17 protein-coding genes are annotated in these 21,614 nt (G+C 63.1%); 12 read left to right on the top strand and 5 right to left on the bottom strand.

Translation table 11 applies throughout. The annotated features are described in order from the left end of the window. Positions 1-33 precede the first annotated feature (33 nt). Positions 34-1,635, top strand: a complete 1,602-nt coding sequence (locus AC1RRE_RS12555) for an ABC transporter substrate-binding protein (protein ID WP_492981522.1) — start codon at positions 34-36, stop codon at positions 1,633-1,635. Positions 1,636-1,701: 66 nt separating this feature from the next. On the opposite strand, the gene AC1RRE_RS12550 is transcribed toward AC1RRE_RS12555, so the two are convergent. Further along, positions 1,702-2,472 (bottom strand): NAD kinase, encoded by a 771-nt coding sequence (locus AC1RRE_RS12550; RefSeq protein WP_492981521.1) that lies wholly within the window; start codon positions 2,470-2,472, stop codon positions 1,702-1,704. Between the two features lie 158 nt (positions 2,473-2,630). Here AC1RRE_RS12550 and AC1RRE_RS12545 point away from each other — a divergent pair, with 158 nt between their 5' ends. Further along, positions 2,631-4,175: an ABC transporter substrate-binding protein gene (locus AC1RRE_RS12545; protein WP_492981520.1), complete on the top strand. Its 1,545-nt coding sequence runs from the start codon at positions 2,631-2,633 to the stop codon at positions 4,173-4,175. A 23-nt stretch (positions 4,176-4,198) separates the two neighbouring features. Here AC1RRE_RS12545 and moaA read toward each other — a convergent pair whose 3' ends face one another. From moaA to AC1RRE_RS12530, 3 genes are all read right to left on the bottom strand, one after another. Next, positions 4,199-5,191, bottom strand: a complete 993-nt coding sequence (moaA, locus tag AC1RRE_RS12540) for a GTP 3',8-cyclase MoaA (protein WP_492981519.1) — start codon at positions 5,189-5,191, stop codon at positions 4,199-4,201. 77 nt (positions 5,192-5,268) lie between these two features. Beyond that, the gene (locus AC1RRE_RS12535; protein ID WP_492981518.1) at positions 5,269-7,959 is read right to left on the bottom strand and encodes a bifunctional acetate--CoA ligase family protein/GNAT family N-acetyltransferase; all 2,691 of its coding nucleotides are present in this window, start codon (positions 7,957-7,959) and stop codon (positions 5,269-5,271) included. Positions 7,960-7,968: 9 nt separating this feature from the next. Beyond that, positions 7,969-9,447, bottom strand: a complete 1,479-nt coding sequence (locus tag AC1RRE_RS12530; protein WP_492981517.1) for a lipopolysaccharide biosynthesis protein — start codon at positions 9,445-9,447, stop codon at positions 7,969-7,971. A gap of 57 nt (positions 9,448-9,504) precedes the next feature. Between AC1RRE_RS12530 and AC1RRE_RS12525 the strand changes: the two genes are divergently transcribed. The 8 genes from AC1RRE_RS12525 (at position 9,505) to AC1RRE_RS12490 (ending at position 19,323) form a co-directional block, all read left to right on the top strand. Next, entirely contained in the window at positions 9,505-11,202 is a 1,698-nt protein-coding gene (locus tag AC1RRE_RS12525) for a tetratricopeptide repeat protein (RefSeq protein WP_492981516.1), read from the top strand. Beyond that, positions 11,189-13,255, top strand: coding sequence for a tetratricopeptide repeat protein (locus tag AC1RRE_RS12520; RefSeq protein ID WP_492981515.1), 2,067 nt, complete (start codon positions 11,189-11,191; stop codon positions 13,253-13,255). Before AC1RRE_RS12525 ends, AC1RRE_RS12520 begins: the two co-directional genes overlap by 14 nt. Further along, complete coding sequence (locus tag AC1RRE_RS12515) at positions 13,252-14,739, top strand: tetratricopeptide repeat protein (protein ID WP_492981514.1); 1,488 nt, start codon at positions 13,252-13,254, stop codon at positions 14,737-14,739. Before AC1RRE_RS12520 ends, AC1RRE_RS12515 begins: the two co-directional genes overlap by 4 nt. A gap of 194 nt (positions 14,740-14,933) precedes the next feature. Next, the gene (locus AC1RRE_RS12510) at positions 14,934-15,776 is read left to right on the top strand and encodes a flagellin (protein WP_492981513.1); all 843 of its coding nucleotides are present in this window, start codon (positions 14,934-14,936) and stop codon (positions 15,774-15,776) included. A gap of 174 nt (positions 15,777-15,950) precedes the next feature. Further along, positions 15,951-16,367 carry a flagellar biosynthesis repressor FlbT gene (locus tag AC1RRE_RS12505; RefSeq protein ID WP_492981512.1) on the top strand — a complete coding sequence of 139 codons (417 nt, stop codon included), beginning with the start codon at positions 15,951-15,953 and terminating at the stop codon, positions 16,365-16,367. Next, positions 16,324-16,686 (top strand): flagellar biosynthesis regulator FlaF, encoded by a 363-nt coding sequence (flaF, locus tag AC1RRE_RS12500; protein ID WP_492981511.1) that lies wholly within the window; start codon positions 16,324-16,326, stop codon positions 16,684-16,686. Before AC1RRE_RS12505 ends, flaF begins: the two co-directional genes overlap by 44 nt. A gap of 21 nt (positions 16,687-16,707) precedes the next feature. Beyond that, the gene (locus AC1RRE_RS12495) at positions 16,708-18,948 is read left to right on the top strand and encodes a tetratricopeptide repeat protein (protein ID WP_492981510.1); all 2,241 of its coding nucleotides are present in this window, start codon (positions 16,708-16,710) and stop codon (positions 18,946-18,948) included. Between the two features lie 153 nt (positions 18,949-19,101). Then, positions 19,102-19,323, top strand: coding sequence for a hypothetical protein (locus AC1RRE_RS12490; protein ID WP_492981509.1), 222 nt, complete (start codon positions 19,102-19,104; stop codon positions 19,321-19,323). Between the two features lie 71 nt (positions 19,324-19,394). On the opposite strand, the gene AC1RRE_RS12485 is transcribed toward AC1RRE_RS12490, so the two are convergent. Continuing rightward, positions 19,395-19,580 (bottom strand): hypothetical protein, encoded by a 186-nt coding sequence (locus tag AC1RRE_RS12485; RefSeq protein WP_492981508.1) that lies wholly within the window; start codon positions 19,578-19,580, stop codon positions 19,395-19,397. A 294-nt stretch (positions 19,581-19,874) separates the two neighbouring features. On the opposite strand from AC1RRE_RS12485, the gene fabD reads away from it, so the two are divergent. Together fabD and fabG are read left to right on the top strand one after the other, a co-directional pair. Beyond that, entirely contained in the window at positions 19,875-20,816 is a 942-nt protein-coding gene (gene fabD / locus AC1RRE_RS12480) for an ACP S-malonyltransferase (protein ID WP_492981507.1), read from the top strand. 53 nt (positions 20,817-20,869) lie between these two features. Next, the gene (gene fabG / locus AC1RRE_RS12475) at positions 20,870-21,610 is read left to right on the top strand and encodes a 3-oxoacyl-[acyl-carrier-protein] reductase (protein ID WP_492981506.1); all 741 of its coding nucleotides are present in this window, start codon (positions 20,870-20,872) and stop codon (positions 21,608-21,610) included. Positions 21,611-21,614: the final 4 nt, after the last annotated feature.

Here is a 21,614-nt window from a genome sequence, read left to right as displayed (position 1 = left end):
GACAGACGCGCCATGAATGAGGAGATCACCCCAATGATGATGCGATGGAAAACGCTGGCGGCCGCTACCCTGCTGTCGGCTGGCGTGGTCGCCGCGCCGATGCTGTTCGCCGGGAACCAGGCCTGGGCGCAGGAACTGAAAATCGGCATTTCGACCGAGCCGAGCGCGATGGATCCGCACTATCACAATCTCGGTCCGAACAACCAGATCGCCTTCACCATTTTCGACACCCTGATCCTGCAGGACGAAACCCAGAAGCTGACACCCGGCCTGGCCGAGAGCTGGAAGGCGCTGAACGACACCACCTGGGAATTCAAGCTGCGCAAGGGTGTGAAGTTCCATGACGGCAGCCCGTTCACGGCCGCCGACGTCATCTTCACCATGGCGCGTCCGGCCAAGGTGCCGAACAGCCCGTCGCCGTTCACGCTGTTCACCCGCTCGTTCAGCGAAGTGAAGGCGATCGACGATTTCACCGTGCATTTCATCACCAAGGCGCCCGCACCGCTGCTGCCGACCGATGTGAGCCGCGTCGCCATCATGTCGTCGAAGGCCGCCAAAGCCGATGTGGCTGAAGGCATGACCACCGAGGCGCTGGGTAAGGGTGAAGGCCTGATCGGCACCGGCCCCTACAAGTTCGTCGAATGGGTGCGCGGCAACCGCTTGGTGCTGACTGCCAACAAGGACTACTGGGGTGACAAGCCGAAATGGGACAAGGTCACCTACCGTCCGATGTCGAATGACGCCGCCCGTGTGGCCGCGCTGCTCGCCGGCGACGTCGACCTGATCGAAAACCCGCCGCCAGCCGACCTGAAGAAGCTGCGCGAGAATCCGAATGTGAAGATCAGCCAGGCCGTTTCGAACCGCCTGATCTACATCCATCTCGACAGCTTCAGCACGCCGACCACCGTGGGCATCACCGATGCGGGCGAAAAGAATCCGCTGAAGGATGTGCGCGTGCGCAAAGCCCTGTCCATGGCGATCAATCGCGAAGCGATCTCGACCCGCATCATGGAAAACCTGGGCCAGCCGACCGGCGACTTCCTGCCGTCGCCGATGTTTGGTACCCGCAAGGATGCCAAGCCGGAAGCCTACAACGCCGAAGCCGCCAAGAAGCTGCTGGCCGATGCTGGCTATCCGAACGGCTTCTCGATCACGCTGGGCACGCCGAACAACCGCTATATCAATGACGCCGAAGTGGCGCAGGCGGTGGCGTCGCAGTGGACCCGTATCGGCGTGAAGACCAAGGTCGATGCCACCACGGCGACCGTGTTCTTCAAGAACCGCGACGAGTTCAAGTATTCGGCCTATCTGGCCGGCTGGGGTGCGGGCACCGGCGAAATGTCGGATCCGCTGCGCTCGCTGGTGGCGACGCCGATCCGCGAAAAGGGCTTCGGCGGCACCAACAAGGGCCGGTATTCGAACCCGCAGCTGGATGCGATCATCGAGCAGGCGCTGGGCACCGTTGACGATGCCAAGCGCGACATGCTGCTGCAGCAGGGCTCGAAGATGGCCATGGACGATCAGGCGCTGATCCCGCTGCATATCGAAGTGACGCCCTGGGCGGTCCGCAAGGGGCTCAGCTACAAGGCGCGCGCCGACCAGTACACCTATGCCAATGGCGTGAGCCGCGACTGATCGAGGATCACTCTGAGAAACAGCGCCGCGGGAGCGATCCCGCGGCGTTTTTCATTTTCACGCGGGTTAAGCCAGAAACTGCTCGTTGAGGATGCGCTCTTCCAGGCTGTGCCCCGCATCGAACAGCAGGGTCAGCGCCAGTTCCGGCGCCTCGCGAATTTCAACCGCCACCACATCGCGCACTTCGTTGAAATCGGCCGTCGCCGAGACAGGCCGCTTGGCGGTTTCCAGAACATCGATCTTCACGGTTGCCGCGCGGCCGAGCAGCGCGCCACGCCAGCGGCGCGGACGGAAGGCGCTGATCGGCGTCAGCGCCAGCACGCCCGCCGACAGCGGCAGGACCGGGCCATGGGCCGAAAGGTTGTAGGCTGTGCTGCCGGCCGGTGTCGCCACCATCACGCCGTCGCAGACCAGTTCCTCGACGCGTACGCGGTTGTCGATATGGATGCGCAGCTTGGCGGTCTGGCGGGTCTGGCGCAGCAGCGCCACCTCGTTGATCGCCAATGCCTCATGCTGCTCGCCATTCTCTGTGGTGGCGCGCATGCGTAATGGATGCACGGTGGCGGTGTGCGCCTCGGCCAGCCGCTCGAGCAGGTCATGCTCGCGGTATTCGTTCATCAGGAAGCCGAGGGTGCCCTGGTTCATGCCGTAGATCGGCTTCTGGCTTGTCATATGCTGGTGCAGTGTCTGCAGCATGTAGCCGTCACCGCCGAGCGCCACGATCACATCGGCCTTTTCCGGCGGCGTATCGCCATAACGCGAGGCCAGCCGCTCGCGGGCGGCTTCGGCGGTCTCGCCCCGGGCGGCGACAAAAGCGATCTTCTTGAATCGGCTCATCGGGCGAGTATAGCGGCCGGGCAGGGACGCGCCAGCCTTGCAGGCGGGCGGAAGGGCTGGTGCTGCGGCTTGCCAGAGTGTGACAGGGGCGGCAAGCTTCCCCCATGATCATGCTTTCCCAAAGGACCAGGGCCATGACGGCGATGATGCGACTTGCGATGACAGTTCTGTGCTTCGGTCTGCTGGCGGCATCCGCCGGGGCGCAGGAGCTGAAGATCGGGCTGTCCACCGAACCCAGCTCGGTGGATCCGCATTACTTCAACCTCACCGCCAACAACCAGATCGCCTATTCGATCTTCAATACCCTGATCACACAGGACGAGACGCAGAAGCTGACGCCCGGCCTGGCCGAGAGCTGGGCAGCGGTGGATGACACCACCTGGGAATTCAAGCTGCGCAAGGGCGTGAAGTTCCATGACGGTTCGCCCTTCACGGCGGCCGATGTGGCCTTCTCGATGGCGCGCACTGCCAAGGTGCCGAACAGCCCGTCGCCCTTCACGGTCTTCGCCCGTGCCTTTTCCGAACTGAAGATCATCGACGATCACACTATCCGCTTCATCACCAAGGGGCCGACGCCGCTGCTGCCCAACGATCTCAGCCGCGTCGCCATCATGTCGTCGAAGGCCGCCAAGGCCGACGTGGCAGAAGGCATGACCACCGAGAACCTGAACAAGGGCGAAGGCCTGGTCGGCACCGGCCCCTACAAGTTCGTCGAATGGACGCGCGGCAATCGCCTGGTGCTGGCCGCCAACCCCGATTACTGGGGCGGCAAGCCGAAATGGGCGACCGTGATTTATCGCCCGATGTCGAACGATGCTGCCCGCGTGGCTGCGCTGCTGGCGGGCGATGTCGACATGATCGAGAATCCGCCGCCGGCCGACATGAAGAAGCTGCGCGAGAATCCCAATGTGAAGATCAGCGACGTGGTGTCGAACCGCCTGATCTACATCTCGCTGGATGTGGGTGAGCCGACGGCCGGTATTCCCGATACCGATGGCAAGAACCCGCTGAAGGATGTGCGCGTGCGCAAGGCGCTGTCGCTGGCGATCAACCGCGAAGCGATCGCCAGCCGCATCATGGAAGGTCTGGGCAAGCCGGTGGGCGACTTCCTGCCGACTCCGATGTTCGGTACGCGCCCCGATGCCAAGCCCGATGCCTATGATCCCGAGCAGGCGAAGAAGCTGCTGACGGAGGCCGGTTATCCGAACGGCTTCACCATTACCATCGGCTCGCCGAACAACCGCTATATCAACGATGCCGAAGTGGCGCAGGCGATCGCCTCGCAATGGACCCGCGTCGGTGTGAAGGCGAAGGTCGAGGCCGTGAATGCCACGGTGTTCTTCAAGAACCGTGACGAGTTCAAGTATTCGGCCGGTCTGGTCGGCTGGGCGGCGGGCACGGGCGAGATGTCGAACCCGCTGCGCTCCATCGTCACCACGGTGAACCGCGAAAAGGGCTACGGCACCGCGAACAAGAGCCGTTATTCCAATCCGGCCCTGGATGCGATTGTCGAGCAGGCGATCGGCACTGTCGACAACGCCAAGCGTGAGGCCCTGCTGCAGCAGGGCTCGAAGCTGGCCATGGACGATCAGGCGCTGATCCCGCTGCACATCGAGGTGACAAGCTGGGGGCTGCGCAAGGGCTTCAGCTATCGCGCGCGCGCCGACCAGTACACGCTGGCCAATGGTGTCAGCAAGGACTGAAGACGGTCAGCCGCCGGTCTTGATCAACCGCCGGTAACACTCATGTGGCGGGGCACAGCGGCGACCGCCTGGCGGCGGTCGATGATGAAGTCATGGCCCTTGGGCTTGCGGGCGATGGCCTCGCGGATGGCATCTTCCAGCGGCGCGTCGCTTTCCGACATCCGCAGCGGCGCGCGCAGGTCTGCGGCATCATTCTGGCCCAGGCACATATAGAGCGTGCCGGTGCAGGTCAGCCGCACGCGGTTGCAGCTTTCGCAGAAATTATGGGTCATCGGCGTGATGAAGCCGAGCCGCCGGCCGGTTTCCTTCACGGTGTAATAGCGCGCCGGACCGCCGGTCTGGTAATCGGTGTCTTCCAACGTCCATTTGCGCTGAATCTGTCCACGCGCCATGGATAACGGCAGATACTGGTCGAGACGGACGGCTTCGCCCATCTCGCCCATCGGCATCACTTCGATCAGCACGAGATCGAAGCCTTCGTCGCCGCACCAGGCGATCAGGGCGTCGAATTCCATATCGTTGACACCGCGCAGCGCTACGGCGTTGATCTTCACCTGCAGGCCGGCCGCCTTGGCGGCTTTCAGTCCGGCCATCACCTTGTCGAGCTTGCCCCAGCGGGTCAGTTCGGTGAACTTGTCGGCATCCAGCGTGTCGAGTGAGACATTGATCCGCTTCACGCCGGCGGCAGCGAGGCCATCGGCATATTTCTCGAGCTGGCTGCCGTTGGTGGTGAGCGTCAGCTCGTCCAGCGCGCCGGTCTTCAGGTGGCGGCCCAGATTGTCGATGAGCGTCATGATGCCGCGGCGCACCAGCGGCTCACCGCCGGTCAGGCGCAGCTTGCGGACGCCCATGCGCACGAAGGCGGAGCAGAGCCGGTCGAGTTCTTCGAGGCTGAGCACATCCGCCTTGGGCAGAAAGGTCATGTCCTCCGCCATGCAGTAGACACAGCGGAAGTCGCAGCGGTCGGTGACCGATACGCGCAGGTAGGAGACAGTGCGGCCGAAGGGATCAAGCATCTTGGCGCTTAAGATAGTGAGGGGGCGGGGGTGGGGCAACCCCGGGCCGGCCCGGGCGCAGTTGCAGCAAAAGGCGGTTATTCCAGCGGCAGGCGCACTTCCACGACATCGTGACCCATGCTGCCCGTGCTCTTGAAGCCCAGTTCGGTCGCCAGCGCCCGCATGGCCTGGTTTTCCCGCAGGATGTCGCCCACGATCTCGCGCGTGCCGCGCTGGCGGCAGTAGGCGATAATCTTTCGCATCAGGATTTCACCCAGGCCCTGGCCCTTCATGTCGGTGCGCACCAGCACGGCGAATTCGGCCCGCTGGTTGTCCGGATCGGTGATTGCCCGCACCACGCCCAGTGTTTCTGAATGGGGCGTCTCAGCATGGCCATCCGGCTTTATGCGGGTGGCGATAAAGGCCATCTCGCGCTCGTAGTCGATCTGGGTGAAGCGCGCCATTTCCGAATGCGGCAGGCTGCGCATGGGCGAGAAGAAGCGTAGACGGTAATCCTCGGCCGAAACCCGGCTCACGAAATCGTCATGGGCCGGTTCGTCCTCGGGGCGGATCGGCCGGATCAGCACCTTTTCGCCATCGCGTAGCGCCACGGTTTCTTCCAGGCCGCTGGGATAGGGGCGGATGGCGAGATGATCGGGTCCGGTCAGCGTGCTGACGCGCACCACGATGCGGGCATCCAGCGCCATCATGCCCTGGTCGTCGGCATAGAGCGGGTCGATGTCGAGTTCGGCGATTTCGGCATGGTCCGCAATGAGCTGGGCCAGGCGAATTAGCAGTGCCGCCAGCGCATCGCGGTCGACGGCAGGATAGTCGCGATAGCCGTCGAGCAGGCGGCTGACCTTGGTGCGGCTGATCAGGTCATGCGCTAGATGCATGTTGAGCGGCGGCAACGCGATGGCGCGATCGCCGATCTCGTCGGCGACGCCGACACCCTGCCCAAACACGATGGCAGGGCCGAAGATCGGATCAGTGAGTGCACCGACGATCAGCTCATGGGCGCGGGTGCGTCGAATCATCGGCTGCACGGTGAAGCCGTCAATGCGTGCCGTGGGGCGCAGGCGTTGCACGCGCTCCAGCATGGCGATAGCGGCAGCCTGCAGCTCGGCCTTGCTGCCCAGGTTGAGCGCCACGCCGCCGACATCGGATTTATGCTGGATGTCGGGTGAGAGAATCTTCAGTGCCACCGGATAGCCCAGACGTTGGGCCGCCACGCCGGCGGCACCGGGCGTATCGGCGGCCTCGGTCGGAATGGTCGGGATGCCGTAGGCGGCCAGAATCTGTTTGCCCTCAATCTCGGTCAGCGCACTGCGGCCTTGCGCCAGCGCCGCCTGAATGATGGCGCGCACCGCGCCGCGATCGGCGGCGAGATCCTCCGGCATTTCAGCCGGCGTCTCCATCAGGTTTTGCATGTTGCGCCGGTAATCCACCATCAGCGTGAAGGCGCGGATGGCGGCATCGGGCGTTTCGAATGAAACCAGACCGGCTTCGGCAAAGGCCTTGCGGGCCTCGCGCATGGACTCGCCGCCCGACCAGCAGGTGAGAATATTCTTCGACGTGCCGCGCGAGGCCGCGATCACGGCCTCGGCCGGCGCCAATGGCGGCGCGATGGCGGTGGGGGCATGCATCACCAGCACCGCATCCACGCCGGGATCGGTCATCACGGCATGCAACGCGGCGGTATAACGCTCCGGCGGCGCATCGCCCACGATGTCGATGGGATTCCCATGCGACCAGGTGGATGGCAGTACGCGATCGAGCGTTGCCATGGTGATCGGGTTGAGATCAGCCAGCAGGCCGCCATGGTCGATCAGGGCATCCACCGCCATCACGCCGGGGCCACCGCCATTGGTGATGATGGCCAGCCGTTCGCCGGGCAAGCGACGGCTGCGGGCCAGCGTCTCGACGGTGTGGAACAGCGCCTCGACGCCATCCACGCGCAGGATGCCGGCGCGACGCAACGCTGCCGAATACACATCATCGCCGCCGGCCAGCGCACCGGTATGGGATGCGGCTGCCTGTGCGGCACGGGCATTGCGGCCGGACTTCACCGCGACGATCGGCTTGTTGCGGGCGGCGGCGCGCGCCGCCGAGATGAACTTGCGCGCGTTCTTGACGGACTCGATATAGAGCAGGATGGCGCGTGTCTGCGGATCGGTCGCGAGATAGTCAATGATGTCGCCGAAATCCACGTCGGCTGAATCGCCGACTGAAAGGAAATGGCTGAAGCCGATGCCATGCTGTTTCGCCCAGTCGAGCACAATGGTGCAGAGCGCGCCTGACTGACTGACGAAGGCAAGCTGGCCGGGCTGGGCATTGGCATGGGCAAAGCTGGCATTCAGGCGCAGGCCGGGAATGATGAGCCCGATGCAGTTCGGTCCCAGGATGCGCAGCAGATGCGGCTTGGCGGCATCCAGCATCGCCTGTTGCAACGTGCGGCCATCGGCGGCCGACATGGAAAGGCCGGCCGTCAGCACGACGGCGGCGCGGCAGCCGATGGCGCCCAGCGCTTCGATCTGCGCCGGGATGGTCTCGGCCGGTGTGGCGATCACCGCCAGATCGGGCGGCGATGGCAAGACCGATACCCTGGCGTAGCAGGGCAGGCCATGCAGGCTGCGGTATTTCGGATTGACCGGCCAGATCGCGCCTTTGAAACCGCTGGCCACCAGATTGTCCAGCACAACGGTGCCGACCTTCGCGGGCCGGTCCGAAGCACCGATCACCGCAATCGATGTCGGGGCGAACAGTTTGTCGAGGTTACGAATCGTCATGTGCAGGCACTATAGCCGATTGGTGACGTCGAGATGACGGACGAGCGGTAGTGCCAATATTAGTGCCGCGGCGATGCTCAGGCCGCCGAGCCATAGCGGCAGCGGACCTATAGCGACCATGGCGGCGCTGGCAAGCGCCAGCAGCAGACCCATCAGGATGGCCGGCATCGCTATGACCTGCGGGCAATCGCGCCAGGCGGTGATGCCAAGGGTGCTGGCGGCCACCAGGTTGGCTGCCAGCATGGCGAAGGCCATGCCGGTCAGGCCAGCCATCCGCGAGGCGGGCCAGACCAGCAGCAGGAAGACGATCAGCGCGAGCAGGTTGTTGCTGACGGACCAGCCTGTGCGTCCGCTGCGCAGGATGCCGGCGGTGAGCGGCGATTTCGCCGTCAGTACCACACGCATCAGCAGAAGGAGGGCGAAGGCGCCCGCGATCTGCGGCATCGGGTCATGGGCCAGCACGGTCAACAGCAGCGGCTGGATCGTCAGCATGATCAGCGCTAGCAGCGCCGCCACGCCGATCACCAGGCTGCTGACCTGTCCGACGATGCGAGCGGATTCCGGACGACGCAGCGCATGATGCACGAGGCCGCCCCAGGCCGTGAGAAAGGGCAGGGCGAATATCGCTTCGAACAGCGTGGTGACGCGACTGACCACCAGGAACTGGCCGGCGGCCTCGATGGACACCAGGGCGGCGAGCGCGAAACGGCACAGCGTATCCAGGCTGTAGCGCAGGACTAGGCCCAACATCATCGGAAAGCCATAGCGCAGCAGACGCAGGCTTTCGCTGCTGGTGACGCTGATCCTGATCCGGCCACCGACGAGGATCAGCGCAATGATACTGGAGAGCGTCATGGCGATCACCTGGGCACCGATCAGGCCGGGCAGGCCATAACCCTTGAGCGCCACCAGCCAGACGCTGAGCAGCAGCCACAACACCAGATGCGACACGGTGATGACGCCCGACATCCAGACATGACGGCTGGCGCGGAGCTCGGTCAGCAACACAGTGAACAGTCCCGCTTCCAGCATCAGCGGCACCAGTAGCCAGGCCATCGGCAGCGGTGTGGCATCGAACAGCGCCATGGCGGCGCTGCTGGCGAACAGGGCTGCCATCAGGAGGCCGGTGCCGAATCCAGCGATGGTGACCAGAACCAGCGCATTGCCGAGCAGGCGGGGGCGCTGCGATGGCGCCGACTGGGCATAATAATAAAGGTAGGCGAATTTCATGCCGAGCAGGCTGAAGGTCCCGCCCTGAATCTGCGCCGTCTCGACCAGGCTGTAGAGGCCGAGTTCCTCGGGGGTCAGATAGGCCGTGATCAGCGGCAACAACAGCAGGTTGCCCAGATTGAGCAAACCCAGTGAAATCAGATAACCGGAAAAATCATGCATCAGGGCCCGGGTGAAGGCGGCGGCACCCTCCAGCCGCTCCGGTGCCCCGATATGGGCGGCGGGCGAGGGGGCGGCAGTGGCCTCGGGCAGGCTCAAAGGGCTTCTCCGGGTATTACGAATGCCTTAACGCTCATGGCATAAATCCAGACTACCATGCAGCCAGACCGGATTGCCGAGAAAATCACCAAGACCCTGAACGCCGCCAAGGCGTTGCAGCTCTCCGGGCATTTTGGCGATGCGCGTCGCGCCTGCACACTGGTGCTTACGATTGATCCGCAAAACTACAGGGCCAGGCAGCGTCTCGGTCTGATTGCGACGGCGGAAGGCAAGTTGACCGAGGCTGCCGAGCATTTCAACGAGGCTCTCTCGCTGGCGCCTGACGACGCTTATGCCGTCCGCATGCTGGCCAGAACCTGGCGCATGCTGAGGGAGCCGGAGAAGGCTGAGGCAGTGCTGGACCGCATGATGCCCGCATTGCCGGCCGATGCCGATCTGCTGCTGGAAAAGGCCCGTTGCAGGATCGACCGCAAGGCGCCCGCTGAGGCTGGCCCGTATCTGGAGCAGGCCATCGCGCTCGCCCCTGACAATGCCGAGGCGCATTGTTTCCTGGGCCTGGTCCTGCGCAAGACCGGCGACAAGCCGGCCGCCTATGCTGCTTTCCAGACGGCACTGGCACTGGATCCATCCAATGCCATGGCGATGAATGGGATCGGCAACGCACTGCTGGAGCGCGAACAGTTCGCCGACGCGATTGCCTATTACCGCAGGGCCTTGAATGTGCAGCCCTCGTTCATCGAGGCCGAAAAGAATCTGGCCTATACGCTCAGCCTGACCGATGATTCGGACGGGGCTCGCGCGGCTTTCGAACAGATACTGCGGCAGCGGCCTGATCACGCCGAAGCACGGATGGATTTTGGATTATTCCTGCTGTCGCAGGGTGATTATGCGGCCGGCTGGCGCGAATTCGAAGGACGCTGGGGGTTCAGCGAATACAGTGAACGGAACTGGGGTGAGGGCCTGCCGCGCTGGGATGGCGCGCCTTTGCAGGGCCGCCGGCTGATGCTCTGGGGCGAACAGGGCATCGGAGACCATATCCTTTATGGCACGATGCTGCGCGATGTTATCCGTCAGGCCGCGGGGCCGGTGACAGTTGCTGTCGAGAAGCGGCTCGTTCCGCTATTCGCACGATCGGTCGGTGGAGAGACTGTTGCGGTGATCGAGCGCGGAACGGCGGCTGATGCCGATGTGCAATGCCCCTTCGGCAGCATGGGGCAGGCCATATCGCAAGGTCCGGAGGTTCGCAGCGGACAGTATCTGGCCGCGGATCCAGCGCGTGTCGCCACGTTGCGGGCACGGTATGCCGGTCTTGGCAAATCAGGCGACAAACTGATCGGCCTGTCCTGGCGCAGCATCAACTGGCATATCGGGTCCTACAAGAGTCTCGACCTTGAGGCATTGCTGCCGGTTCTGCGGCGGCCGGGAACGGTCTGGGTCAATCTGCAATATGGCAACGTGCGTAACGAGATCGCGCTGCTGGCCCAACGCCATGGCGTGACCGTGCACGAAGATGCGGACGCCGATCCGACCAATGATCTGGATGGATTGGCGGCTCAGGTCATGGCGCTGGACGGTGTAGTCAGCACCAGCAATTCCACGGTTCATTTCGCGGGCGGTCTGGGTAAGCCCTGCTGGGTTCTGCTCCCATACGGGCGCGGCCGGATGTGGTACTGGCCGCGTCATGGCGAACGCACGCCGTGGTATGATTCCCTGCATCTGGTCCGGCAGTCGGCGCCGGGCGATTGGTCCAGTGTATTGCAGACAGTAAAGCAGGCGCTCGATGATATCGCCTGAAGCCTCCCGTTTGCTGGTCGCCGGCGTTCAGGCGCATGGACAGGGTGATCTGGCCGGTGCCCGCCGGCATTACGAGGCGGCGCTGGCATTATCGCCTGATCTTGCCGATGCGCTGCATCTTCTGGGCGTGATTGCCGATCAGGAAAGCCGGCACCGGGACGCTGCCGATCTGATCCGGCGCGCCATCGTGCAGTCGCCGGCCGTCGCGGCCTTTCATGGCAATCTAGGGACCGCTTTGCTGTCACTGGATGATATTGCCGGTGCCGAAGCGGCATACAGGACGGCGCTGGACCTGGATGCATCTTATGTCGAGGGCCATGTCAATCTCGGCAATCTGATGCGACGCAAGGGTGAAGAGGAGGGCGCGCTGGCACAGTATCGCGCAGCGCTTGCCTTCGATGAGCGGAATGTCGGTGCGCTCATCGGCTTTGCCGGAATCCTTGTGGCCCGTAGACAGCCCGCCAAGGTGTTACCGCTTCTGATCGACGCCATTGCCAGGAATCCCGCCGTAACCGAATTCCGGGATCTTGCTGGATGCGCCCTGCGCCATCTGGAGCGGTATGAGGAAGCCGTTTTGCAGCATCGCAAGGCCATTGCGCGCGCTCCCGGCAATACCGGCTATCGCGAGAGCTATGCCGCGACCCTGATCAAGATCGCCAATGCCGAAGCTTATCGCGACGCCGCCCATGAGTTCGAAGCCATCCTGGCCGTGCAGCCCGACCATGTTCAGGCTCTGGCCGGTCTCGGTTCCGTGCTGATCAAGGAGCAGAATCCGCAGGCGGCTCTGGCACCGCTGCGCCGCGCGCTGGCCCTGGCGCAGACACTGGGCAGTGTGCGTGTGGAAATGCTGATCAACCTGTCCACTGCTCTGGCTTATACGGGTGATGTGGCGGAAGCGCTGGCCTGCTGCAATCGTGCCCTGCAGATGGCGCCGGATGATTGTGTCCTGTTGACCCATCGCGGCACGATCCTGGAGCATGCCGGCCAGTATGAAGAGGCGCTGGCGGATTTTGCCGCGGCCGTCGAGGCGCCAGGACGCCGCACCGCCGAGACTGCGGCTGATGCCCAGCTGAAGCATGCGCTGCTGTTGCTGTCGATGGGGCGTCTGGGCGAGGGGTGGCCGCGTTACAAGGTGCGCATGACTGCCGGCGGTGCCGATCCGCATGGCAAGATTCTTGTCGGGTTATTGCCGGACTGGGACGGCGTCGTGCGGGCCGGGCAGAAGATTCTCGTCTGGGGCGAACAGGGCATCGGCGATCAGGTGATCTACGCCGGTATGTTGCCGGAACTCGCAGCGCGCGGCGCGTCGTTCCGTTTCGCGTGCGATCCCCGTCTGGTTGACCTGTTCCGGCGTTCTTTTCCGCATATCGATGTGGTGCCGGCCGCTGAGGGGCAACTGACCGAGCTGGCGAAAACCGCGAATGTCCAGATCGGCCTTGGTGATCTTGGCGCTATCCTGCGTCCGACGCTGGCGGCCTTTCCGCCACCGCGTGCATATCTGCAGCCGGACCCTGCGCTGGTGAATGAATTCCGTACGCGTTACCGCAGTCACGGCAGGAAGCGCGTGGTGGGGCTGACATGGCGCAGCAAGAATCACCTGTATGGTGCGTATAAGAGTATTGCGTTGCCGGACTGGGCGGCCATGCTGCGGCATCAGGATGTGCTGTTCGTCGACATGCAGTATGGCGATACATCCGCTGAACTGCGGGCCGTACAGGATCGCCTGGGCGTGGCCATCCTGCACGATGATACCGTCGATGCGATGAACGATCTCGACCGTTATGCCGCGCAGGCGGCAGCCCTGGACCTGATGATCGGCACCAGCAACAGCGGGTTGCATCTGGCCGCGGCAACCGGGTGTGCGACCTGGGCGCTGCTGCCCGGTGGTGTCGGGCGCCTGTGGTACTGGTTTGTCGGGCGCAGTGACAGTCCCTGGTATCCGCAGATGCGGCTGTTCCGGCAATCCGGCAGCGGCCGCAGCGACGACTGGGAGGCAACCCTGCGTGATGTTGATGCAGCTCTCACGTCATTTGTCGCCGGGACCGATGCATGAGTGGCAAGATCGGACATCTGCTGCAGCAGGGCGTGACCTTCCATCGGGATGGTAAGCTGAAGGAGGCGCGGGACTGTTACGAAGCGGTTCTGCGCGATGACCCTGAGCAGGCGGATGCATTGCATCTCCTGGGCGTGATTACCGATCAGGAAGGTCGGCATCAGGAAGCCGCCGCATTGATCCGGCGCGCGATCGCCATTGCGCCGCATGAAGCATCTTTCCACGGCAATCTCGGCACGGCGCTGCTGGGTCAGACGATTTTTGACGAAGCCGAGGCCGCCTATCGTCAGGCAGTGGCGCTCGATCCGTCTTATGTGGAAGGGCATTACAATATGGCCAACCTGTTGCGCCGACGTGGTGCTACAGGTGAAGCGCGTGCCGCTTTCGACCGCACCCTGGCCTTGCAGCCCGGCCATCTGCAGGCGCGGAATAATCTCGCCATGCTTCTCTGGGAAGACGTCGGCGACATGGCGACGGCGGGACAGCAGTTTTACACGCTGCTGAAGATCGCACCCGACTGGCCCGTCGGACGCATGAATCATGGCCTGTTCCTGCTTGCGACAGGCAACTACTTCCTGGGATGGAAAGAATACGACTGGCGCTGGCGCAATCCCGATTACGCTGAAAGTGATTGGGGGCTGGGACTGCCGCGCTGGACTGGCGATGCCCTGAAAGATGGCGGCGCCCTGTTGCTCTGGGGCGAGCAGGGCGTCGGCGACCAGATTCTGTATGGCACCATGCTGCGCGATGCGCAGCGCCGCATCGGTGCGCCGCTGATTGTGGCGGTTGATGCACGGCTGGTCGATCTCTTTGCCCGGAGCCTGGCAGGCAGCGCGGTGACCGTGGTCGCCCGCGGCACGCCGGTGACCGCCGTGGCGCAATGTCCCTTCGGCAGTATCGGCCGCTGGCTGCGCACCGATGAGGCTGCCTTTGCACCGGCGTCGCCATACCTGCATCCCGATCCGCAGCGCCAGAGCGATCTACGCGCGGTTTATCGGTCCATGGCCGGCGGACGGGCCATCGTCGGCCTGTCCTGGCGCAGCGGCAACACCAGCATCGGCCAGGACAAGAGCATTCCGCTGCCGGCCCTTCTGCCGCTGCTTGGGCGGTCGGACGTCTTCTGGGTATCGCTGCAATATGGCGACGTGGCGGAGGACCTGGCCTGGCTGCGCGGGGAAGGCGTGGCCATCCATCATGATCCGGCCATCGACAGCCTGCGCGACATGGACGCCTTTGCGGCTCAGGTGGGGGCGCTCGACCGCGTGGTCACGGTCAGCAATACGGCTGCCCATGTTGCCGGGGCGGCGGGCGTGGAAACCGAACTGCTGCTCGCCTCGGGACGCGGCCGGCTGTGGTACTGGCCGGGCGAGGGGACTGCGAGCCGCTGGTATGCCTCGGTCACCATCCGGCGGCAGGATCGGCCGGGCGACTGGGAGGCCCCGGTGGGTGCTTTGCGAGGGGCGGAAATGCCCGTAAGGCGTTGATCTGTAGTAAATAAAGTATTAATTTTTGTCCGGAACGCTGGGTTTGGCGGCTTTTTTCCATTATAAAACGATTATATCTCCCGGAACCGGCTAAAACCTGCGTTTTCCAATTGACTCTTGCCGCCGGGGTCTGCTTTAAAGCAAGTGTCCTCAAAAGAGGGCACTCATATCAATCCTAGAACAGGAGCTTTGTTATGCCCAATTCAGTCAATACCAACGTTGGCGCCCTCGTTGCCCTCTCGTCTCTGCGCGGGCTGAACGCCGACCTCGACAAGACCTCCAAGAAAGTCCAGACCGGTTTCAAGGTTGCCGATGCTTCGGACGACGCCGCGGTGTTCGCGGTCGCCCAGGGCATCCGCGGCAACATCAAGGCTTATGCCTCGGTGCAGTCGTCGCTCGCCGCCGGTGAAGGCCTCGGTCAGGTTACCGCTGCCGCGTTGACCGGTATCTCGAACCTGGTCGGTGACATCAAGGCAAAGTTCGCCAACCTCGCCGACGGCTCGCTGACCACTGACCAGCGCAGCGTTTACCTGAACGACGTCTACAAGCTCGTCGGTCAGGTCACCAGCTACATCAACCAGGCCACCTACAACGGCAAGAACCTGCTGAACAGCGACACCACCTCGGCGGTCACCTTCGTGGCCGACGTGTCGGGCACCACGCTGACCCTGCAGAACAGCAGCAACCTGTCGACGGCGACCTCGGGCGCCACCGGCCTGTCGTCCGCTGTTGCCGCCTACAGCGCCGCCGGTGCTGCCGGTTACTCGGCCGCCATCGTCGGCCTGGGTACCTTCGAAAGCCTGATCAACTCTGTCTCGGCGCAGGTCGCCGCGCAGTCGCGTTCGATCTCGCTGCAGAAGGGCTTCGTTGACGACCTGGTTGACGCGACCAAGAAGGGCCTCGGCGCCCTGGTCGACGCCGATGTCGCCGCTGAAAGCGCCACCCTGCAGTCCCTGCAGGTCCGCCAGCAGCTGAACATCCAGGCTCTGTCGATCGCCAACCAGCAGCCGAACACCCTGCTCAGCCTGTTCCGTTAATCGGCAGTCTGATACTTCTCCGGAAAGGGGGCCGCAAGGCCCCCTTTCTTTTTGTCTTTTTGACAGGTTTGGCCGAAGCGGTCGGCATTCCTTGACGGGACGACGGAAGCGGGATAGCCCTGTTCGGAGCCCATCAACTGTGGAGGGAGGGGGTATCAGACCCCTCCGGATCTCGTGCCGCTTATCATCACACTCAAGGCTGGCGAGAAGTTCATTCTCAACAGGGCGGTACTCAGTCTTTCCAAGTCCGCCAGTATCATTATCGAAAATAAAGCATCCTTTCTTCGGGAAAAGCACATCATGCGTCCCGAAGACGTCGATACCCTGGGCAAAAAAATCTATTACTTCTGTCAGCTCGCCTATCTGTGGGACGAGAACTTCGACGAGTACTATGAACAGATTAAGCTGACGAGTTTGGAGTTTGTTAAGGCCGCGCCGAGTACTCATGCGGTGGTAGCAAGCATCGGTGCAGCTTTGGTCCAGAAGGACTATTTCAAGCTTCTGAAGCTCGCTCGTCGCTTGATTGAGGTGGAGAGGAACCTGCTCGATGTCGGGAAAAAATCCGTACCAGACGGCGCAAAACACCCTTGAGTCGCCGCGGCAGATCGAATACCGCCTCTTCTCGGCGGTAACCCGTGCGTTGATGGATGTTCGCCCCATCATGGAAAGCAAACTCCCGGCCGACGTTGCGAAAGTTGCATATGCGATCGGCTGGAACCGCGAAGTCTGGAACCATCTGATGCCGGAAGTGCTCGATGAGGCCAACACGCTGACCAAGGACGTGAAGGTGTCCCTGATCAATATCTGCATCTTCGTCAACAAGCACACCGACAAGATCACCCAGGGCCAGTCCACGAATGTCGATGCGTTGATCCAGATCAACCGCAATATCATGGAAGGCTTGAAGTAAGCCAACCGCGCGGGCCCGCCCATGAGCGGCGCATCGCCCACCTGGCGCCAGCGACTGGAAGCTGCCATGCAGCAGCACCAGGCCGGCCAGTTCCCGCAAGCCATCGCGCTGTATCAGGCGCTGGCCACCGAAAAACCCGATGATCCGGACATCCTGAACCTGATGGGCATGGCGCTCGATCAGGCAGGACACCCCGCCCAGGGCATACCCATCATTGAGATGGCGATCCGCCTTGCGCCGCGGGTCTCTGCCTATCGCATCACTTTAGGCAATGCCTGCCGCGCAATAAATGACTTCGCCGGCGCCGAAGCAGCCTATCGCGAGGCGCTGCACCTGGATAAGGCGGCCGCCGAAGCTCATAACGGTCTGGGGCTGCTGGCGCAGGCCCGGGAAGACTGGTCTGCGGCGCGCGGACATTTCGATGCGGCGCTGGCCGCCGATGCGGCCTATGTCGATGCCGGCTTCAACCGGGCCGTGACGGATTGGCATGCAGGTCATGTCGATGCCGCGCTGAATGCCATCACCCGGCTGCTGGCATCGCATCCTGTTTTCCTGCCGCATGTCGTGCTGCTCGCGCAGAAGACCCTGGGCGACAAGGATGTCGTCAATGCCCGTAAGCTGATCGACCTGCTGACCGCCGCCGGAGCGCCTGAAGAAAGCCGCCTGGTCCTGGCTGGAAAACTGGCGTCACTCGAGGGGGACGCGGCACATGCGGAACAGCTGTATCGCACGGCGCTGGCGCGTTCACCCAACAACATCGATGCCCTGCGTCTTTTGAGTCACCTGCTGCTGGAACGGCAGGATCACGCGGCGGCAGTGCCGCTGCTGGACCATGCACATCGGCTGCTGCCGGCGGATGCCTCCATTTTCTCGGCATTGGGTACGGCCCTGATGCGCAGCGGCGCGCATGAGCGGGCAGTCTTGGTGCTGCGGCAGGTCGTGGCGAATAACCCTGATGCCATTGCATCCTGGGGTGAGCTCGCGTTGGCCAGTGTCAAGCTGTTCCAGTACGAGGATGCGATCGCGGCCTTGCGGCGCATGCTCGAACTCGATCCCGACAATGCCGCGAGCCATGCCAGCCTGGCCAGCTATGAAGCACAGATCGGCAATCTGGCCAAAGCCGAGGAGGCGATCGCCCGGGCGATCGCCCTTGATCCTGACTCCACCGTCACGCTGGGCAATCTGGCCAACTTGCGCGATCTGCAGGGACAGGCCGAGGCGGCAGAAGCAATATACGAGCGGATTCTGGAGCGTGATCCGGAAGACGGCACGACCCATACCAATCTTGCCCTGCTGCAACTTCGCCAGGGCCGCTATGTCGAAGGCTGGCGACATTATTTCTGGCGCTCGAAGGGGCGAGACTGGAGCAGCCCGGACGGCAGTCGTGGCTTGCCGCGCTGGGATGGCAAGACGCCGCTGAAGACCGGCCGGGTGCTGGTCTGGGGCGAGCAGGGTGTGGGCGACCAGATTCTGTATTCCAGCACGCTGGCCGACATCGCCGGCCATGGCGTCGACATCGTGCAGGCGACCGACCGGCGTCTGGTGCCGTTGTTCGCACGGTCCAATCCCGCGATCCAGGTCGTGGCAGACGACGCTTCGCTGGATCCCGCCGCACTGGGCGTCACCTGCCAGTATCCGCTGGCCGATGCCGCGGCGCTGGTGCGCGTGACGGCGGAAGACTTTGCCAGCCATCCGGTTGCCTATCTGAAGGCCGATCCGCAGCGGACTGCAGCGTTGCGGGCGCGCTACCGCGCCACGGGCAAGACACTGCTGGTCGGCATTGCCTGGAACAGCCATAACCCGCGTGCAGGCCGGAACAAGTCGCTGCTGTTGGCCGATATGGCGCCGCTGCTGCATGAGTCGGATGCGGCCTATGTCTCGCTGCAATACGGTGCGGCGCGAGCCGACGCAGCGAAGCTGCAGCAGGATCAGGGAGTCACGATCATCCAGGATCCGGAGATTGATCCGCTGACGGATATCGATGCGCAGGCAGCCCAGATCGCGGCCCTCGACCTGGTGGTCACGGTCAGTACGGCAGCGGCCCATCTGGCCGCCGGACTGGGCATCCCCACGCTGGTGCTGTTGCGGCAGGACTGGGGGCAGCTCTGGTACTGGGGTGAGGGACGGCAGGACACCCCCTGGTATTCATCCGTGCGCATCTGCCGGGCGGCTCGCGGGGCTTCGGCTGGCGCGCTGGTCACACAGGCTGGTCCGGTCCTGCAGGAGATGCTGGCAGACCTGCGCCGCAACCGTCCCCGCTAGGGCCTGCCAGAGGGATAGGCTTGGCGGCGGGTTATCTGGTAGAATTCGCATCTCGCGATACCGTCAGCGCGGCATTTACGTTCCATAAACCGAAACCATGCGAAAGACTGGCGAGCAACCAGTGCAGATTCGCAAAACAAAGGGGAATGACCCATGGCGATGAACGAAGAAGAGCAGAGCAAGGTTACCCGGGAATCTTTCGTCGCGACCTGGGAAGCTCTGGTCAACGGCGGGATCAGCCGTGAAGTGGTGGCTGCGATTGCCATGAGCATGGCGCTGGCCGAACTGACCTCGCTGTTTGGCAAGGCGGTCACGGCGCACGGTCTGGAAAAGCTGCCCGACACCATTCGCTCCGGCGCCTTTGACGCCAAGTAAGCGCAGCTTACTCACAGGACACAAAAAAACCGGCCAATGGCCGGTTTTTTCATGTCTGCAGTATTTTCAGATCAGACCGAGATATCGACGTTGCCGCCTTTACCAGCACCAGCGGGCGCGGACGCCTTGGTGATCTGCTTGATGCTCTCGAGGCTGGCGCTCACGACGCTCAGCACTGCCCGTTCGGTCTGCTGCGAGGCCTTAAGGCCTGTAAGGTACATGGCACCTTTGATGCCACCAGGAATATCGCCGCTCATTCTGAACCTCTTGATCTTCTGATCTCACATCTTAACGCCTAATTTACTGTAATCCGGCCCGGCCAGCCAAGTGTTTTTAAGCCAAATTCCGCCATAACCCCTTGGTATGAAGCAGACAATGGCCCTCGGCCGGAAGGCACGGTCAGTCAAAAATAATCATTCATTTCATGTAGTTACGATTAATTTGCCGATGCCTGTGCCGGTTCCGACGCTTGACAGGGCGAGGGCGGGGCTTATGACTGGCGCGACATTTTTCCGCCGTCTGCCAGTGTTACCAATCAGGAGCTTCCGATCATGAGCCGTGCCTTCTTGTTCCCGGGCCAGGGCAGTCAGGCTGTCGGCATGGGCAAGGACCTGAACGACGCTTTCGCCACGGCGCGCGAGCTGTTTCAGGAAGTCGATGATGCGCTCTCACAGAAGCTGTCGATGCTGATGTTCGAGGGACCGGAAGTCGATCTAACGCTTACCGAGAATGCCCAGCCCGCCCTGATGGCCGTCAGCCTGGCAGTGGTGCGTGTGGCGCAGAAGGATTTCGGCATCGATCTGGCGGCCAAAGGCGCTTTCGCGGCCGGTCATTCGCTGGGTGAGTATTCCGCACTCTGTGCCATGGGGGCGCTGAGTGTGGCTGACACGGCCTGTCTGCTGAAGCTGCGTGGCCAGTCGATGCAGAAGGCGGTGCCGGTCGGTACCGGCGCCATGGCGGCGTTGCTGGGCGCCGAACTGGAGCAGGCGCAAGAAGTGGTGGCCGAGGCTGCCCAGGGCGAGATCGTGGGCTGCGCCAATGATAATGGCGGCGGCCAGGTGGTGATCTCGGGCCAGAAAAGCGCTGTCGAGCGCGCCATCGAAGTGTCGAAAACCAAGGGCATCAAGCGCGCCATGCTGCTGCCGGTCAGCGCGCCCTTCCATTGCGCCATGATGCAGCCGGCAGCCGACGCCATGGCCGAGGCACTGGCAAAAGCCAAGGTTAATGCGCCCAAACTGCCGGTCGTGTCCAATGTGACCGCCAAGGGCGAGTCCAATCCCGACGATATCAAGCGACTGCTGGTGCAGCAGGTCACCGGTCTGGTGCGCTGGCGCGAAAGCATGCAGTGGCTGAAAAGCCAGGGCGTGGCGCAGGCCGCAGAGCTGGGTTCGGGCAAGGTGCTTGCCGGCTTGATGAAGCGTATCGACAAGGATATCGAAACAGTCAGCATCGGCCTGCCAGCCGAGCTGGAAGCCTGGGCCCGAGCGCTCTGACTATTTTGGGCCTCTGATCCTGGGTCTTTGATTATTTCCGAGGGAGAAGTGCGATGTTCGATCTGACCGGCAAGTTCGCCCTGGTCACTGGTGCCACCGGTGGCATCGGCAATGCGGTTGCCACTGCCCTGCATGCGCAGGGCGCCACCGTCGGCCTGTCGGGTACGCGCGAAGCGGTGCTGCAGGAACTGGCAGACAAGCTGGGCAGCCGCGCCCATGTGCTGCCGTGCAACCTTGCTGACGCCGAGGCGGTGAACGGCCTGATCGCAAAGGCCGAGGCTGCGATGGGGCAGGTCGACATTCTGGTCAACAATGCCGGCATCACCCGCGACCAGCTGGCGATGCGCATGAAGGACGAAGACTGGCAGACCGTGCTGGACGTGAACCTGAGTGCCGCCTTCCGTCTGGCGCGGGCCTCTTTCAAGGGCATGATGAAGCGCCGCTGGGGCCGTATCGTCAGCATCACCTCGGTGGTCGGTGCGACCGGCAATCCCGGCCAGGCCAATTACGCAGCTGCGAAGGCCGGCCTGACCGGCATGAGCAAGGCGTTGGCCCAGGAAGTGGCCTCCCGCAATATCACCGTGAACTGCGTCGCACCCGGTTTTATCCAGACCGCGATGACTGATGTGCTGACCGATCAGCAGAAAGAAATGATTTCCCAGAAGATTCCGGCCGGCCGACTCGGCCAGGCCCCGGAAATCGCTGCGGCCGTGCTTTATCTGGCCTCGGACGAAGCTGCTTATGTCACCGGTCAGACCTTGCATGTGAACGGCGGTATGGCCATGATTTCCTAAGGAA

Source organism: Ferrovibrio sp. GW821-FHT12D07, from assembly GCF_058807275.1.
This window is presented reverse-complemented; position numbering and strand designations above follow the sequence as displayed.

Excerpts from the sequence above, each read along its gene's own strand:
- AC1RRE_RS12555 (WP_492981522.1), top strand. The coding sequence starts at position 34 with ATGATGATGCGATGGAAAACGCTGGCGGCCGCTACCCTGCTGTCGGCT.
- AC1RRE_RS12550 (WP_492981521.1), bottom strand. The coding sequence starts at position 2,472 with ATGAGCCGATTCAAGAAGATCGCTTTTGTCGCCGCCCGGGGCGAGACC.
- AC1RRE_RS12545 (WP_492981520.1), top strand. The coding sequence starts at position 2,631 with ATGACAGTTCTGTGCTTCGGTCTGCTGGCGGCATCCGCCGGGGCGCAG.
- moaA (WP_492981519.1), bottom strand. The coding sequence starts at position 5,191 with ATGCTTGATCCCTTCGGCCGCACTGTCTCCTACCTGCGCGTATCGGTC.
- AC1RRE_RS12535 (WP_492981518.1), bottom strand. The coding sequence starts at position 7,959 with ATGACGATTCGTAACCTCGACAAACTGTTCGCCCCGACATCGATTGCG.
- AC1RRE_RS12525 (WP_492981516.1), top strand. The coding sequence starts at position 9,505 with ATGCAGCCAGACCGGATTGCCGAGAAAATCACCAAGACCCTGAACGCC.
- AC1RRE_RS12520 (WP_492981515.1), top strand. The coding sequence starts at position 11,189 with ATGATATCGCCTGAAGCCTCCCGTTTGCTGGTCGCCGGCGTTCAGGCG.
- AC1RRE_RS12515 (WP_492981514.1), top strand. The coding sequence starts at position 13,252 with ATGAGTGGCAAGATCGGACATCTGCTGCAGCAGGGCGTGACCTTCCAT.
- AC1RRE_RS12510 (WP_492981513.1), top strand. The coding sequence starts at position 14,934 with ATGCCCAATTCAGTCAATACCAACGTTGGCGCCCTCGTTGCCCTCTCG.
- flaF (WP_492981511.1), top strand. The coding sequence starts at position 16,324 with ATGTCGGGAAAAAATCCGTACCAGACGGCGCAAAACACCCTTGAGTCG.
- AC1RRE_RS12495 (WP_492981510.1), top strand. The coding sequence starts at position 16,708 with ATGAGCGGCGCATCGCCCACCTGGCGCCAGCGACTGGAAGCTGCCATG.
- AC1RRE_RS12490 (WP_492981509.1), top strand. The coding sequence starts at position 19,102 with ATGGCGATGAACGAAGAAGAGCAGAGCAAGGTTACCCGGGAATCTTTC.
- AC1RRE_RS12485 (WP_492981508.1), bottom strand. The coding sequence starts at position 19,580 with ATGAGCGGCGATATTCCTGGTGGCATCAAAGGTGCCATGTACCTTACA.
- fabD (WP_492981507.1), top strand. The coding sequence starts at position 19,875 with ATGAGCCGTGCCTTCTTGTTCCCGGGCCAGGGCAGTCAGGCTGTCGGC.
- fabG (WP_492981506.1), top strand. The coding sequence starts at position 20,870 with ATGTTCGATCTGACCGGCAAGTTCGCCCTGGTCACTGGTGCCACCGGT.